A 15,391-nucleotide genomic window follows, 5' to 3' on the forward strand; every position below is an offset into this window, starting at 1 on the left:
GGGGATCAGACGCCGCAGCTACGCTCAGTACGCTCATCGCGGTGGACCCGTCAGTACCCGGAGGTGGCCGATCGTGACCGTCCGTAGCTCCTTTGTCGTAGTGGCCAACCGTCTGCCGGTCGACGAGGTGAGCACACCCGAGGGGCGGCAGTGGCGGCGCAGCCCCGGCGGGCTGGTGACCGCGCTGCACCCGGTGCTGGCCGAGCACCAGGGCACCTGGGTGGGGTGGGCCGGCGGCACCGGCGCCGCGCCCGAGCCGTTCGACCTGGAGGGCATCCGGCTGCACCCGGTGCCGTTGAGCGCCGAGGAGCTGGAGCGCTACTACGAGGGCCAGTCGAACGCGACGATCTGGCCGCTCTACCACGACGCGGTGGAGACGCCCGCCTACAAGCGGCGCTGGCGCGAGGCGTACCGGCTGGTGAACGCCCGGTTCGCGGAGGCCGCGGCGGACGTGGCCGCCGAGGGCGCGACGGTCTGGGTCCAGGACTACCAGCTCCAGCTCGTGCCGGCGATGCTCCGCGAGCTGCGGCCGGACCTGCGGATCGGCTTCTTCCTGCACATCCCGTTCCCGCCGATCGAGCTGTTCATGCAGATGCCGTTCCGCACCGAGATCCTCCGTGGACTGCTCGGCGCGGACCTGGTCGGCTTCCAGCAGCGCCTGGCGGCGCAGAACTTCGTCCGGCTGGCCCGGCACCTGCTCGGCCTGCGCTACGAGGGCCAGATGATCCAGGTCGACGGCCGGCAGGTGAAGGCCGGCGCGTTCCCCATCTCGATCGACACCAAGGAGATGGAGCGGCTGGCCGAGGACCCCGCGATCCAGGCCCGGGCCAAGCAGATCCGCGAGGAGCTGGGCAACCCGAAGACGATCATCCTGGGCGTCGACCGGCTCGACTACACCAAGGGCATCGAACTCCGGCTGAAGGCCTTCCGAGAACTCCTCGCTGACGGAAAGTTGACAGTTCCGGACGCGGTTATGGTGCAGGTCGCCACGCCCAGCCGCGAGCGCGTGGAGCACTACCAGGCACTTCGGGTGAAGGTGGAACGCGAGGTTGGCCGGATCAATGGTGAATTCGGCCGGGTCGGCGTGCCTGCAGTGCATTATCTGCATCAGTCGTACAGTCGCTCCGAACTGGCCGCGATGTACGTCGCGGCCGACGTGATGATGGTGACCCCGCTGCGAGACGGAATGAATCTGGTGGCCAAGGAGTACGTCGCATCGCGCGCCGACCAGGGCGGCGCGCTCGTGCTCAGTGAGTTCGCCGGCGCCGCGACAGAGCTGCGCCAGGCGTTCCTGTGTAATCCGCACGACCCGGACGCGGTGAAGGACGCGTTGCTGCGGGCCGTGCATGTCGAAAAGCCCGAAGCCCGCCGCCGGATGCGCGTCATGCAGCGCCATCTGCGCAGCCACGACGTGGGCCACTGGGCCAAGTCGTTCCTCAGCGAGCTCGGCGTCCCCGATACGGAGGCTGCGTGACCTCGCCCGCCCCCGCCGCCGCCCACGGCGGCGTGCTGGATCCCGAACTGCGTGCCGCCATCGGCCGTATCGCCCGGGTTCCGCAACTCCTGGTCGCCTGCGACTACGACGGCACGCTGGCGCCGATCGTCGAGGACCCCAGCAAGGCAGTGCCGCTGCCCGAGTCGGTGGCGGCCGTACGCGCGCTCGCCGCGCTGCCGCAGACGAGCGTCGCCGTCGTCTCCGGCCGGGCGCTGCGCGACCTGGCCACGCTCTCGCGGCTGCCCAGCGAGGTGCACCTCGTCGGCAGCCACGGCTCGGAGTTCGACATCGGCTTCGTCGAGCGGCTCACCCCCGAGCTGATCGCGGTCCGGCACCGGCTCCGCGAGGCGCTGCGCGAGATCGCCGCCGAGCACCCGGGCATCCGCCTGGAACGCAAGCCGGCCAGCGTCGCAGTGCACACCCGCGGTGTGGACCCGCACATCGCCGCCCGGGCCGTCGAGGCGGTCCGCAACGGCCCCGCGACCTGGGAGGGCGTGACAGTCACCCAGGGCAAGGAGGTCATCGAGCTGTCGGTGGTCGTCACCAACAAGGGCACCGCCGTCGACCAGCTCCGCACCCAGCTCGCCGCGAGCGCGGTGCTGTTCATCGGCGACGACGTCACCGACGAGAACGCCTTCGGCAACCTGACCGGGCCGGACGTCGGCATCAAGATCGGTCCCGGGGAGACCCGGGCCGACTACCGGGTGGCCGAGCCGATCGAGGCGGCCCGGGCGCTCGGGCTGCTGCTGGAGACGCGGCGGCACTGGCTGTTCGGCGAGCGGGCGGTGCCGATCGAGCGGCACTCGATGCTCGCCAACGGCCGTACCGTCGCGCTCGTCACACCGGAAGCCAAGATCACCTGGCTGTGCCACCCGAAGCCGGACTCGGCGGCGATCTTCGCCGACCTGGTCGGCGGCAGCCCGGCCGGGCATTTCACGGTCGGCCCGGAGCGGGGCGGCATCCCGCTGGGCCAGCGCTACCGCAGCAACACGATGACGGTCGAGACCCGCTGGTCCGGCCTGACCGTGACCGACTGGCTCGACCTGCCGGTACGGGAGACCACGCCGGACGACCCCGCAGTGGTCAGCGGCGACTCGACACTGGTCCGGGTGCTCAGCGGCACCGGGCGGGCCCGGGTCGAGTTCGCGCCGCGCCCCGAGTTCGGGCAGGTGGCGGTGCAGCTCCAGCCGCTCGACGACGGCCTGCTGGTGCTCGGCTCCAACGAGCCGGTCGCGCTGCACTCCCCCGGCGTCGAGTGGGAGGTCACCAACGACGCCGGCTACGAGACCGCGAAGGCGGTGGTCGACCTGTCCGCCGCCGGTGGCCAGGTGGTGCTGGAGCTGCGCTTCGGCACGCAGAGCCTGGAACCGCACCGGCTGCCGCTGCACGAGCGGCAGGCCGCCGCGGAGCAGCCCTGGAAGGACTGGGTGGCCTCGCTGCGGCTGCCCGCGACCGCCCGGGACCTGGTCGCCCGCAGCGCGCTGACGCTGCGCGGCCTCTGCCACGAACCGACCGGCTCGATCCTCGCCGCGGCCACCACGTCGCTGCCGGAGGAACTGGGCGGTGTCCGCAACTGGGACTACCGCTACTGCTGGCTGCGGGACGCCGCGATGACCGCCCGCGCGCTGGTCGACCTCGGCTCGACCGAGGAGGCCGAAGGGCTGCTGCGCTGGATCGACGGCGTGGTCGAGCGCACCGGCGGGCACCCGGAGCGGCTGCACCCGCTCTACACGGTGGACGGCTTCGAACTGGGCGCCGAGGCGGTCATCGACACGCTGCCCGGCTACGCCGGCTCCCGGCCGGTACGCGTCGGCAACCTCGCCAACCACCAGCTCCAGCTCGACGTCTTCGGCCCGGTCGCGGACCTGATCGCGGCGGTGGCCGACGCCCGTGGCTCGATCCGCGACGACGAGTGGCGAGTGCTGGAGAACATGGTCGAGGCGGTACGCCGCCGCTGGCACGAGCCCGACCACGGCATCTGGGAGGCCCGCCTCCCCCCGCGGCACCACGTCTTCTCCAAGGTCATGCTCTGGATGACGGTGGACCGCGCGCTGCACGTCGTACGCCGCCACGGCGGCGAGGACCGGCCCGAGTGGGTCGAGCTGCGCGACCGGATCGCCTCGAACGTGCTGGAGCACGGCTGGCACCCGGAGGCCGAGGCGTACAGCGTCGCCTACGGGTACGAGGAGATGGACGCCTCGTCACTGTGGATCGGCATCTCCGGGCTGCTCGCCGGCGACGACCCGCGCTTCCTCTCCACCGTGCTCAAGATCGAGGCGGAGTTGCGCAGCGGTCCGGTCGTCTACCGGTACCACTGGGACGACGGCCTGCCCGGCCGGGAGGGCGGCTTCCACATCTGCACGTCGTGGCTGATCGAGGCGTACCTGCGCACCGGTCGCCGCAGCGATGCCGAGGAGCTGTTCACCCAGATGGTCGACACGGCCGGGCCGACCGGGCTGCTGCCGGAGCAGTACGACCCGCTGGCCGAGCGCGGGCTGGGCAACCACCCGCAGGCGTACAGCCACCTCGGCCTGATCCGCTGCGCCCTGCTGCTGGACAACATGCTCAAGCAGTGACCTGACCGAAGCACAAGACGGCGGCGAGGACCCCAAGGTCCCCGCCGCCGTCCCCGTCCCACCCCAGCCCCAGCCCCGCCTCCAGCCCGGCGATCTTGCACTTGCTGCCCCGGCGAAGGGGCTATAACGGGCACCGAGCGGGCACCAAGTGCAAGATCGGCGCTATCAGGGGGCGGCGGGCGGGGTCAGGGCGTGGACCACGTCGCCGAGCACCACGATCGCGGGTGGGCGCAGCGCGGCGGCCTCGACGTCGGCGGCGACCCGGCCCAGCGTGGAGCGCAGCATCCGCTGGGCGGCTGTGGTGCCCTCCTGGATCACCGCGGCGGGAGTGTCAGCCGGCTTGCCGTGCGCGATCAGGGTGGCACCGATCGCGGCGAGGTTCTTCAGGCCCATCAGGATCACGAGCGTGCCCCGCAGCCCGGCCAGGGCGTCCCAGCGCACCAGCGACGCGGGCGCGTCGGGCGCGAGGTGCCCGGAGACCACTGTGAACTCGTGCGCCACGCCCCGGTGGGTCACCGGCACCCCGGCCACCTCCGGCACCGCGATCGCGCTCGTCACGCCGGGCACCACAGTCACCGGCACGCCCGCCTCGGCGCAGGCCAGCAACTCCTCGCCCCCACGGCCGAAGACGTACGGGTCGCCGCCCTTGAGCCGTACCACCACCTTGCCGGCCCGCGCCCGGTCCACCAGGATCCGGTTGATCTCCTCCTGGGCACGGGACGGCCCGTACGGGATCTTGGAGGCGTCGACCAGCTCGACGTCCGGGCGCAACTCGTCCAGGAGCAGGCCGGGCACGAGCCGGTCGGCGACGACCACCTCGGCCTCGGTGAGCAGCCGCCACCCCTTCACGGTGATCAGCTCCGGGTCGCCCGGTCCGGATCCGACAAGTGCGACGCGCCCTCCGGTGTTAAGAGGGGGCCCTTCCTCTACCGCAGGCGTTAAGAGGGGGCCCTTCCTTCCGAGCAGGGCGCGGATGGCGTCGCGGGTCGCCATCGCTCGGCGGGGGTCGCCGCCGCCGAGGACCGCCACTGTGACCGGGCCGTGCCGGGTCACCGCCGGGGTCCACGCGCTCGCCGCCGTCCGGTCGTCGGCGCGTACGCAGAAGATCCGCCGCTCGGCCGCGGCGGCACTGACCGCAGCGGCGGCCGCCCGGTCGTCGACCGCCACCTGGACCAGCCACGCACCGTCCAGGTCGCCGGGGACGAACCGGCGCGGCTCCCAGTGCAGCCGCCCGGCGTCGACGTGCGCGCGCAGCGCCGGGGTCAGCTCGGGCGACACCAGCAGCACGTCCGCGCCGGCGTCGAGCAGCGCGGGCACCCGCCGGGTCGCGACCGCTCCCCCGCCGACGACGACCACGCGCCGCCCGCCCAGCCGCAACCCCAGCGGGTACGGGCTCGGCGGCGTCGGCCCGGTCACTTCTCCGCCACCCCGGCGGAGTCGAACGTGGCCACCTCGTGCAGCACCCGGACCGCGCCGGTGACCACCGGCAGGGCGAGCAGCGCTCCGGTGCCCTCGCCGAGCCGCAGCCCCAGGTCGATCAGCGGTTCCAGGCCGAGGTGCCGCAGCGCCGCCGTGGCGCCCGGCTCGGCGCTGCGGTGCCCGGCGACCATGGCGCCCACGGCGTCCGGCGCGAACGCGGCGGCGGCGAGCGCGGCGCTCACCGCGATCACGCCGTCGAGCAGCACCGGCACCCGGCGCGCGGCGGCGCCGAGGATCAGGCCGGTCAGCGCGGCGTGCTCCAGCCCGCCGACGGTCGCCAGCACGCCCAGCGGGTCGGCCGGGTCGGGCTCGTGCCGGGCCAGCGCGGCCCGCACCACAGCCACCTTGCGGGCGTACGTCTCGTCGTCGACCCCGGTGCCCCGGCCGGTGGCCGCCTCGGCGTCCACGCCGGAGAACGCGGCGATGAGCGTGGCGGACGGGGTGGTGTTGCCGATGCCCATGTCGCCGGTGAGCAGGATGCCCGCCCCGGCGTCGATCAGTTCGCCGGCGACCCGGATGCCGGTCTCGACGGCCGCGCGGGCCTCGTCCCGGGTCAGCGCCGCGGTGACCGTCATGTCGCGGGTACCGGGCCGTACGTTCGCGGCCACCAGGCGCGGCCCGGCCGGGTCACCGGGCTCGTCGGCACCGGGGATCGGGGTGGCCACGCCGACGTCCACCACTGTGACCGAGGCACCGGCCTGGCGGGCGAACGCGTTGACCACCGCGCCGCCGGCCAGGAAGTTGGCGATCATCTGGGCGGTGACCTCCTGCGGCCACGGGGTCACGCCCTGGGCGTGCACGCCGTGGTCACCGGCGAAGATCGCCACCGCGGCCGGTTCGGGCAGTGGCGGTGGGCAGGCGCCGGCCAGCCCGGCGAGGCGTACCGAGAGCGGCTCCAGGGCGCCGAGCGAGCCGGCGGGCTTGGTCAGCCGCCCCTGCAACTCGCGGGCCGCCGCCATGGCGGCCTCGTCCAGCGGCCGGATCGCCGCGACTGTGGACTCCAGCATCATGCCTCCAGGATCCGTGCCAGCGTCTCGATGAACGCGTCGGTGGTGCGCCGGTCGCGTACGGCGATCCGGAGCCAGTCCGGGCCGAGCCCGGGGAACGTGTCGCCCCGGCGTACCGCCCAGCCGTGGGCGCGCAGCCGCTCGCGTACGTCGGCGGCGCCGACCACGTGGATCAGGACGAAGGCGGCGGCCGGGCGGCCCGCCACGCGTACCCCCGGCAGGCCGCACAGGCGGGCCACCAGGTGGTCGCGGTCGGCGGCGAGTTCGGCGGCGATGGTGCGTTCGGCGGCGACGGCGGCCGGCGCGGCGCAGGCGGTGGCGGCGGCGAGCGCCGGGGTGGAGACCGCCCAGAGCGGCTGCGCGGTGGCGAACCGGGCCAGCAGTGCGGCGTCGCCGAGCAGGTAGCCGATCCGCAGCCCGGCCAGGCCCCAGGTCTTGGTGAGGCTGCGGACCACCACGAGGCCGGGGAGGTCGCGGCGGGCGGCGAGCGACTCGGGCTCGCCGTCGACGCCGGGGGCGGCTGTGGTGTCGGCGAACGCCTCGTCGACCACGAGCACCCGGCCGGGACGGGCCAGCGCGGCGATGGTGTCCGCCGGGTGCAGGACCGAGGTCGGGTTCGTGGGGTTGCCGATCATGACCAGGTCGGCGTCGCCGGGGACGCGGGCCGGGTCCAGGCGGAAGCCGTCGGCCGGGTCGAGCAGCACCCGGTCGACCCGGTGCCCGGCGGCCCGCAGCGCGGCCTCCGGCTCGGTGAACTGCGGGTGCACCACAACGGGGTGGCGGACGCCGGACAGCGCGCGGGCGATCAGGACGAAACCCTCGGCGGCGCCGGCGGTGAGGAGTACCTCCTCCGGGGGTCGCCCGTGCCGGTGAGCGACGGCGGCGCGGGCCGGTGCCGGGTCCGGATACGCGGCCAGGTCGCCCAGCGCCGCGGTGATCGGGTCGGCCAGCCAGTCCGGCATCGGGGCGCGGCGCACGTTCACCGCCAGGTCCACCAGGCCGGGAGTGGCCTCGGCGTCCCCGTGGTGGCCCAGGTCGGGCTCGTCGAGCGCGGCGGCGCTCCCGGTCGGTGCTGCGGGCATGTCCGCGATCCTGCCGGGTAGCCGCCGCCCGGGACAGCGCATCCCGGCGTGGGTCGCGTCACGGTCCGCTGGTTTATGAGTTCTTCTCATTTTTGAATCGGAAATGTCATAGCTTGACCCCGTGAGCAGTCGTCCCCTTGCTTCCGCTGGCCGTCTCGTTCCCCTTCTCCGCGCCGGGCTGATCGCCGGCATCGTGGTCGCCGCCGCCCTGTATCCACTGGTCGCCGTCACCGGCATCGGGGCCAAGGCCACCGCGCACGCGATCGAACAGAAGACGAGCATCCTCAAGACCGCGCTGCCGGCCGAGACCTCGTACGTCTACGCGCCGGACGGCAAGACCGTGCTGACGATGTTCTACGAGGAGTACCGGCAGTACACCAAGATCGAGAACATGTCGCCGAACATCCAGCAGGCGATCGTCGCCGCCGAGGACAACCGCTTCTACCAGCACCACGGCGTCGACCCGAAGGGCGTGGCGCGTGCTTTCGTGTCCAACGCCCGATCCGGCGGCGTCTCCCAGGGCGCCTCGACGATCACCATGCAGTACGTGCGGATGGCGCTGCGGGACAGCGCGACCACGCCCAAGGAGGTCCAGGAGGCGACCCAGCAGACCAGCCTGCGCAAGGTCAAGGAGATGCGCATGGCGCTGGACATCGAGAAGCACCTGAGCAAGGAGCAGATCCTGGAGCGCTACCTCAACTCGGCCTACTTCGGTCACCGCGCGTACGGGATCTACGCCGCCTCGCAGATCTTCTTCTCCAAGACCCCGGCCACGCTCACCCCGGTCGAGGCGGCCACGCTGGCCGGGCTGGTGAAGTCGCCGTCGGAGTACGACCCGATCACCTCGGACCAGAAGGACGCCACCGGGCGGCGCAACTACGTGCTGGACAACATGGCCCGCCTCGGTTACCTGTCGCCCGATGCCGCCGCCGCGGCCAAGGGCCAGCCGATCAAGCTGAAGCTGACCACCCCGCCGAACGACTGCGCCGCGATCGACGGCGGCCACCGCAGCTGGGGCTTCTACTGCGACTACCTGAAGAACTGGTGGAGCTCGCAGCCCGCGTTCGGCGAGAACCGGCTGGAACGGATGGACAAGCTGCGCCGCGGCGGCTACCGGATCGTGCTCGCCGTCGACCCGAAGACCCAGGCGGCGGCGGAGAAGAACGTCGGCGCCAAGGACAACACCGGCAGCCCGTTCGCCAACGGCATCGTGGTCGCCGAACCCGGCACCGGACGGATCAAGGCGATGGCGGTGAACCGGAACTACTCGCTCGACCTGGCCGAGAACCCGAACAGCTCGAACCCGGAGGCCGGCCCGAAGGTCAAGGCGAACTACCCGAACACCGTGGCGCCGCTGCTCGGCGGCGGGACGCTACCGGGCTACCAGGCCGGTTCGACGTTCAAGATGTTCCCGATGCTCGCCGCGCTGAACGCCGGGATGCCGCTGTCCACCGCGTACGACTCGCCGCACACGTACAAGTCGGCCGTCTACGACGGGTGGGCCCCGTCCAACGCCAGCGGCGCGATGACCGGCCGGCAGACCATGTGGTCCGGGTTCGGCAAGTCGGTGAACACGTACTTCGTCCAACTGGAGGAGAAGATCGGCGCGGACGCCGGGGTGCGCCTGGCCGAGCAGCTGGGGCTGCGCTGGCGTACCGACGTGGACAAGGAGCAGGCGTCGCCGGGCAAGGCGAAGAAGTGGGGCGCGTTCACGCTCGGCGTCTCCGACGCCACCCCGCTGGAGATGGCGAACGCGTACGCCGCCATCGCCGCCGACGGGCGCTACTGCGAGGCCATCCCGGTCAACGCGATCATGAACCGGGACGGCACGCCGGCCACGTACACGACGGCGGGCGGGGTGCAGCGGGAGGTCGCCAAGCCGCGGTGCCGGCAGGTGGTGAACGCCGACGCGGCCCGCGCCGCCACGGACGCGGCGCGCTGCCCGACCGGCGACACCCCGGCCAAGGGGAGCTGCGGCGGCTGGTCGACAGCCGACAGCGTGCGGGGCACCGTGGGCCGCCCGGTCGCCGGCAAGACGGGTACGACGGACAGCACCCGGTCGGCGTGGTTCGTCGGCTACACGCCGGAGCTGGCGGCGGCGAGCTTCATCGCCGACCCGGACAATCCGTTCAACGCGGTGGGTGACGGCCAGTCGCAGATCCCGGTGAACGCGGTGGCGCAGACCCTGCGGGACTCCCTGAAGGGCCAGCCCACCCGCCAGTTCACCCCACCCTCCGACCAGATGGTCGGCTGACCCACCTGATCCGCCCGGGGGTGCGCCCGGGTAGTTGATCAAGGAGTTTGCGTCCCGGATCGGCCGATCCGCCGACGCGAACTCCTTGATCGACGTTGTGGGGCGGGAGCGGTCAGCGGAGGTCGGCGGCGACGAAGGACCACAGCTCCAGGTCGACCCGGGCGCCGCGGACGATACCGGCGTTGCGCAGCAGGCCCTCGTAGCTGAAGCCGGCCTTCTCGGCGACCCGCCGGGACGCCACGTTGCCGGCCGCCACCCGCAGCTCCACCCGCTGGAACCCGTGCTCCAGGATCAACGCGATGGCCACCGCGTCCACCGCCTCGACCGCGAGGCCGTAACCCCGGGCGTGCGGCGCGATCGCGTACGACAGCTCGGTGAGCCGGGCGCCCCAGTCGGTACGGCGGGCCCAGAGCGAGCCGACCACCCGCTGGTCCTCCCGGCGGACCACCGCCCAGTGGTCGCCGTCGCCGCTGTCGCGCCGCTGCCGGGCCAGCTCGGTGCACCACGCCCGCCCGTCGATCTGCCCGGACGCCTCGGCCAGCGGCAGCCAGCGCTGCGTCTGCCGGTCGGCGAACACCTCGTCCACCGCCTCCGCGTCGGCGACGACGAGGTGCCGCACCTCGATGCGCGGGGTCGAGACGGTGAGCGCCGGGAACCGGCGTACCGCCACCTGCCCGATCACGCCGGCGCCCCCACCGGCGCCAGCGCGGCGGCCACCAGCCGGGCCGCGATGTCCGGATGCGCGGCCCAGTGCGGCACGAGCTGCGAGGCGTGCACCGCCTGCCGGACGAAGCCCTCCGGGTTGCCACCCTCCCAGCGCCAGGCCGGACGGTCACCGGCCCGCGGAGTGAGCACTGCGGCGTGCTGCTTGTGCCCGGTCACCGTCGTGCCGGCCGCGGCCACCACGCTGTCGGTGACAGCGGTGGCCGTGCGGTAGCCGACCACCAGGCCGTCCCGGATCGTGCCGACCGCGTCGAGCACCCCGCACATGGGCAGGCCGTCCAGCTCCCGGGCCAGCCAGAGCAGGCCGGCCCCCTCGGCGATCACCGGGCGGCCCGAACGGGCCAGCTCGGCCACCGCGATGCAGAGGCGGCGGTTGGCGGAGAGCTGCTCCGCGTACGTCTCGGGCAGCCCGCCGCCGACGACGAGCGCGCGCGCCCCGGCGGGCAGCGCCTCGTCGCGCAGCGGGTCGAGCGTGACCACCTCGGCGCCCGCGGCGCGCAGCAGCTCGGCGGTCTCGGGGTGGCTGTAGGCGCCGGCCGGTCCGCCGGCGAGCGCCACCACCGGCCGCTCCCCCGACGGCTGCGGCGCGTCGGCCGGCTCCGGCGACCACGGCTCCACGGTGAGCGCGGGGGCGGAGCGGGCCAGCGCCAGCAGCCGGTCGAGGTCGACGGTGGCGGCCACCGCCTCACCGAGCCGGCGTACGCCGCGTTCGGCGTCCGCGTCGGCACGCACCACGGGACCGGTGCCGTACCGGCGGGCGGGCAGCACCGGGGGCAGCTCGTGCCGGCGCAACGCCCCGTAGACCGGCACGCCCACGTCGTCGAGCGCCTCGCGCAACAGCGCCTCGTGCCGGGGCGAGGCCACCCGGTTGAGGATCACGCCGCCCAGCCACAGCTCGTCGTCGTACGCCCGGAAGCCGTGCACCAGCGCGGCCACCGACTGGCCCATCGCGGCCACGTCCACCACGAGCACCACCGGGCTGCGCAGCGCGGTGGCGACTGCTGCCGTGGACTCGCTCTCCGGTCGTCCGCCGACCGAGTCGTAGAGGCCCATCGTGCCCTGCACCAGCGCGAACCCGGCGCCGGCCGCGCCGTACGCGAAAAGGGGGGCGATCCGCTCCGGGCCGACGAGTCTCGGGTCCAGCGTGCGCCCGGCGCGCCCGGCGGCGAGCCCCAGATACGCCGCGTCCACCTGGTCCGGCCCGACCTTGAACCCGGCCACCGGGATTCCCCGGTCGGTGAACGCCGCGAGCAGGCCGAGGGAGACGGCGCCGGTGCCGTGCCCCGAGGAGGGCGCACTCAGCACGACGCGCGGCACGTCGGTCATCATCGACTCCTGATGTGGGTGGTTTCCGCCCGCGTGACCATACCCGTCCGGCCCGGCGCGCGAGAGCCGCGCACACCGCCGTTTCTGCCTGGCAGCGGCGAGTGGCATCGCTCATACGGGTAGCCTTGGCCAACGTGTACCGGTTCCTGCTGACCCCGCGCTGGCTCGGCTACCTCGCGCTCACGCTCGTCGCCGCCACGGTGATGGTGTTCCTGGGCAACTGGCAGCTGGACCGCTACCGGGGCCGGACGGCCGTCAACGAGCGCATCGACGCCGGGGCCACCATGACGCCCGCGCCGCTGCGCGACGCGCTCCCCGCGCCCAGCGGCGGCGACGTCGGTCCCGCGCCGTCCGAGGAGCTCACCTGGAGCCGGGTCACCGCCACCGGCCGGTACGACAGCGCGAACACCGTCCTGATCCGCGGCCGTACCGTCGACCGGACCGTCGGCTTCGAGGTGCTCACCCCGCTGGTGCTGGCCGACGGCACCGCGGTGCTCGTCGACCGGGGCTGGATCCCGCCCGTGCCGGGCGCCGGCGCGACAGTCCAGCCGGAGGTGCCGGCGGCGCCGGCCGGCGAGGTGACAGTGACCGGCCGGGTGGTCGGCAGCGAGAGCGGCGGCGGCGCGGTCAGCCGGCGCGACGGCAAGCTGGAGGCCCGGCGCATCGACATCCCGCGCCTGGCCGAGCAACTCCCCTACCCGGTGACCGGCGGCTACGTGCTGCTCGACGGCCAGACGCCGGCCGCCGACCCGGCCTTCCAGGCGGTCCAGATCGGGCACACCAACAACTGGCAGAACTTCGGCTACGTGTGGCAGTGGTGGATCTTCGCGGTGATGAGCCTGTTCGGCTACGGCTGGGTGGCGCGCCGGGAGGCCCGCCGCCGGGCCGGGCTGGACACCCCGGGTGAGCCGGTGGACCGCGCCGCCGAGCCCGCCGCCCCCACCTCCGCCTGAGTACGTCGCCCTCCCGGTGGGCACACCTGGGGGCGGGGACGTTGTAGGGTCCGCGGATGATCGTCAATCGTGGGGGTCGCGGTGACCTCTGACGCCACGACGCCCCCGGCCGCCGAGCCACCCGCGTACGACCCGTGGTCGGCCATGCCGCCTGCGGTCGCGCCGCCCACCGAGCAGTTCCCGGTGATCGCCGCGCCGGAGGCACCCGTCACTCCCGCCCCCACCGCGCAGTTCCCCGCCCCGCCGGTGGCCCCGCCTTACTCCGCGCCGCCGTTCTCGGCCCCACCGGCGCCGCTCTCCGCGCCGCCGGCCACCGCGCAGTTCCCGGCCGCGCCGCAGTTCTCCGCGCCGCCCGCGCAGTTCTCCGCGCCGCCCGCGCAGTTCTCGGCGCCGCCCGCGCAGTTCTCGGCGCCGCCCGTACCGCCGGCCGGGGTGGTCGCGCCGTACTACGGGCCCGCACCCGGGGCGTATCCACCGCCCGGGCCGGTGCCGCCCACGCAGTCGGCGGTAGCCGTGCAGATCGCCGAGATCATGGTGACGCCGCCTGTCATCCGCACCCCGGCCGGCGTCCTGCCGCTCGCCGGCGCCTCCTGGTACGTGACCGACTACTGGCAGAAGGAGGAGAAGATCGCCCAGTGGGCCATCGTCGCCGCGATCCTCGGCTTCTTCTGCCTGACCGTGTTCAGCCTCCTCTTCCTGCTGGTCAAGGAGACGCGGCACTACGGCACCGTGCAGGTGACGGTGAACAGTGGCGGGCACCAGTACGTCGCGCGGATACCGGTGACCGACCAGTTCCAGGTGCAGCAGCTCAACAACCAGGTCAACTACGCCCGGTCGTTGTCGGCCGGCTGAGCCGTCAGCCGGTGACCCGGCCGGCGTGGATGGCGCGGACCGCGTCGATGGTGTCCGCCTCGGCGGCGGTCTTGTCGTCGCGGTAGCGCAGCACGCGGGCGAAGCGCAACGCCATGCCGCCCGGGTACCGGCTGCTCGTCTGCACCCCGTCGAACGCGATCTCGACCACCTGCTCCGGCCGGACCCGCACCACCCAGTCGCCCTTCTCCACGGCGAGCGACAGGAACCGTTCGGTCTGCCAGCGCAGCAGCTCGTCGGTGAGCCCCTTGAACGTCTTGCCGAGCATGACGAACTCGCCGGTGCGCGGATCGCGGGCGCCGAGGTGCAGGTTGGACAGCCAGCCCTCCCGCCGGCCGCTGCCCCACTCGACCGCGAGGACCACCAGGTCGAGCGTGTGCCGCGGCTTGACCTTGACCCAGGCCGAGCCGCGCCGGCCGGCGTCGTAGGGCGCGGCCGGGTCTTTGACCACCACGCCCTCCTGGCCGGCGTCGACAGCCGCGGCGAACGCCGTGGCCGCCTGCTCCACGTCGTCCACCTCGATTCGGTCGACGAGCAGCGAGGCGTCGACCGCGCCGGCCAGGGCCGCCCACCGCTCCCGTCCGGGCGCGTCGATCAGGTCGGTGCCGTCGAGGTGCAGCAGGTCGAAGAAGTACGGCGTGAGCACCGGTTCGCCGGTGCGCTCGGCGGCGGCCAGCACGGCGGGCGCGACCGGTGCCTGCCCGGTGGTGCTGGGCGTGGTGCGCCGGGCCGCCCGGCTGGACGTCTCCTGGAACGGCAGCGGCCGGCCGGCGGCGTCCAGCCCGATCGCCTCGCCGTCGAGCACCAGCTCGCGGGCGGGCAGCGCGCGGACGGCGGCCACCACCTGGGGCAGCCGGCCGGTGATCTCGTCCAGGCTGCGGGTGAAGACCGCGATGTCCGGGCCGGAGCGGTGCACCTGGATGCGGATGCCGTCGAGCTTCACGTCGACCATCGCCGGCACGCCGGTGGCGGTGAGCGCCTCGTCGACCGAGGGCGCGCTCTGCGCCAGCATCGGCGCGAGCGGCCGGCCCACCTGGAGCCCGAACCCGGCCAGCGCGGCGGCGCCGCCGGTGAGCGCCGCGACCGCCACCGCCCGCAGGTCACCGGCGAGCAGCAGGGCCCGCCGGACGGCCGTGACCGGGACGTCGGCGGCGCGCGCGACCGCGTCGGCCAGCAGCCCGGCCTGCGCGCCCTGGCGCAGCTCGCCCCGGAACAGGCCGGTCAGCAGGCGCTGCTCGTCGGCGGTGGCGGCGGCGAAGAGACGGCCGACCAGTTCCCGGCGCCGGGCCTGCGAACCGGCCCCGGCGACGCGGGAGATCTCCTCGATCGCCGCGTCGACGGCGGCGACGGTGAGCGTCGGCTCGGCGGCCGGCGGAGGCAGGTCACGCAGGCCCGCCCAGCCGACACCGGTCTGACGCTGGCGCAGCTCACCGGCGAGATAGCCGGCACCGGCCGGGATCTCGCCCGGCTCCAGCCCGCGCAGCGCGGCGGCCAGCAGCTCCACCTTGGCCCGTCGACCGCTGGTGGCCCCGACCGCGGCCGAGGTGGCCGCCAGCTCCGCGAAACGCACGCCCACATCCTGCCAGTCGCGTGTGACATCGGGGTGGATCCGGCGGCCCGGCACAC

General features: G+C 74.0%; 11 protein-coding genes. 5 read left to right on the forward strand and 6 right to left on the reverse strand.

Features of this window, described 5'->3' with window-relative positions:
• Positions 1 to 73: 73 nt before the first annotated feature.
• Positions 74 to 1,474 carry an alpha,alpha-trehalose-phosphate synthase (UDP-forming) gene (locus tag FB455_RS08240; RefSeq protein ID WP_013288079.1) on the forward strand — a complete coding sequence of 467 codons (1,401 nt, stop codon included), beginning with the start codon at positions 74 to 76 and terminating at the stop codon, positions 1,472 to 1,474.
• Positions 1,471 to 4,071 (forward strand): trehalose-phosphatase, encoded by a 2,601-nt coding sequence (gene otsB / locus FB455_RS08245; protein ID WP_071098014.1) that lies wholly within the window; start codon positions 1,471 to 1,473, stop codon positions 4,069 to 4,071. Before FB455_RS08240 ends, otsB begins: the two co-directional genes overlap by 4 nt.
• Positions 4,072 to 4,236: 165 nt before the next feature.
• Here the strand turns inward: otsB and cobA are convergent, their stop codons facing one another.
• Genes cobA through cobC form a run of 3 tightly spaced genes read right to left on the reverse strand, consistent with a single transcriptional unit; the run spans position 4,237 to position 7,639 of the window.
• Entirely contained in the window at positions 4,237 to 5,487 is a 1,251-nt protein-coding gene (gene cobA, locus FB455_RS08250) for a uroporphyrinogen-III C-methyltransferase (protein ID WP_013475462.1), read from the reverse strand.
• A complete protein-coding gene (cobT, locus tag FB455_RS08255) occupies positions 5,484 to 6,557 on the reverse strand; it encodes a nicotinate-nucleotide--dimethylbenzimidazole phosphoribosyltransferase (RefSeq protein ID WP_145753055.1) in 1,074 nt (357 codons plus the stop codon). Before cobT ends, cobA begins: the two co-directional genes overlap by 4 nt.
• Positions 6,557 to 7,639, reverse strand: coding sequence for an Rv2231c family histidinol phosphate aminotransferase CobC (cobC, locus tag FB455_RS08260; protein WP_145752761.1), 1,083 nt, complete (start codon positions 7,637 to 7,639; stop codon positions 6,557 to 6,559). The genes cobT and cobC overlap by 1 nt, the downstream gene beginning before the upstream one ends.
• Before the next feature lie 121 nt (positions 7,640 to 7,760).
• On the opposite strand from cobC, the gene FB455_RS08265 reads away from it, so the two are divergent.
• Entirely contained in the window at positions 7,761 to 9,893 is a 2,133-nt protein-coding gene (locus FB455_RS08265) for a transglycosylase domain-containing protein (protein WP_013288084.1), read from the forward strand.
• 112 nt (positions 9,894 to 10,005) lie between these two features.
• On the opposite strand, the gene FB455_RS08270 is transcribed toward FB455_RS08265, so the two are convergent.
• Positions 10,006 to 10,575, reverse strand: coding sequence for a GNAT family N-acetyltransferase (locus FB455_RS08270; RefSeq protein ID WP_013475458.1), 570 nt, complete (start codon positions 10,573 to 10,575; stop codon positions 10,006 to 10,008).
• Positions 10,572 to 11,942, reverse strand: coding sequence for a cobyrinic acid a,c-diamide synthase CobB (locus FB455_RS08275; RefSeq protein ID WP_013288086.1), 1,371 nt, complete (start codon positions 11,940 to 11,942; stop codon positions 10,572 to 10,574). The genes FB455_RS08270 and FB455_RS08275 overlap by 4 nt, the downstream gene beginning before the upstream one ends.
• A gap of 134 nt (positions 11,943 to 12,076) precedes the next feature.
• On the opposite strand from FB455_RS08275, the gene FB455_RS08280 reads away from it, so the two are divergent.
• Together FB455_RS08280 and FB455_RS08285 are read left to right on the forward strand one after the other, a co-directional pair.
• On the forward strand, positions 12,077 to 12,895 hold the full coding sequence (locus tag FB455_RS08280) for an SURF1 family cytochrome oxidase biogenesis protein (RefSeq protein WP_013288087.1): 819 nt from the start codon (positions 12,077 to 12,079) through the stop codon (positions 12,893 to 12,895).
• A gap of 81 nt (positions 12,896 to 12,976) precedes the next feature.
• Complete coding sequence (locus FB455_RS08285; protein WP_145752765.1) at positions 12,977 to 13,747, forward strand: hypothetical protein; 771 nt, start codon at positions 12,977 to 12,979, stop codon at positions 13,745 to 13,747.
• 4 nt (positions 13,748 to 13,751) lie between these two features.
• On the opposite strand, the gene FB455_RS08290 is transcribed toward FB455_RS08285, so the two are convergent.
• Positions 13,752 to 15,335: an ATP-dependent DNA ligase gene (locus FB455_RS08290; protein WP_013288089.1), complete on the reverse strand. Its 1,584-nt coding sequence runs from the start codon at positions 15,333 to 15,335 to the stop codon at positions 13,752 to 13,754.
• Between the last annotated feature and the right edge of the window lie 56 nt (positions 15,336 to 15,391).

The organism is Micromonospora sp. CNZ296 (assembly GCF_007827635.1).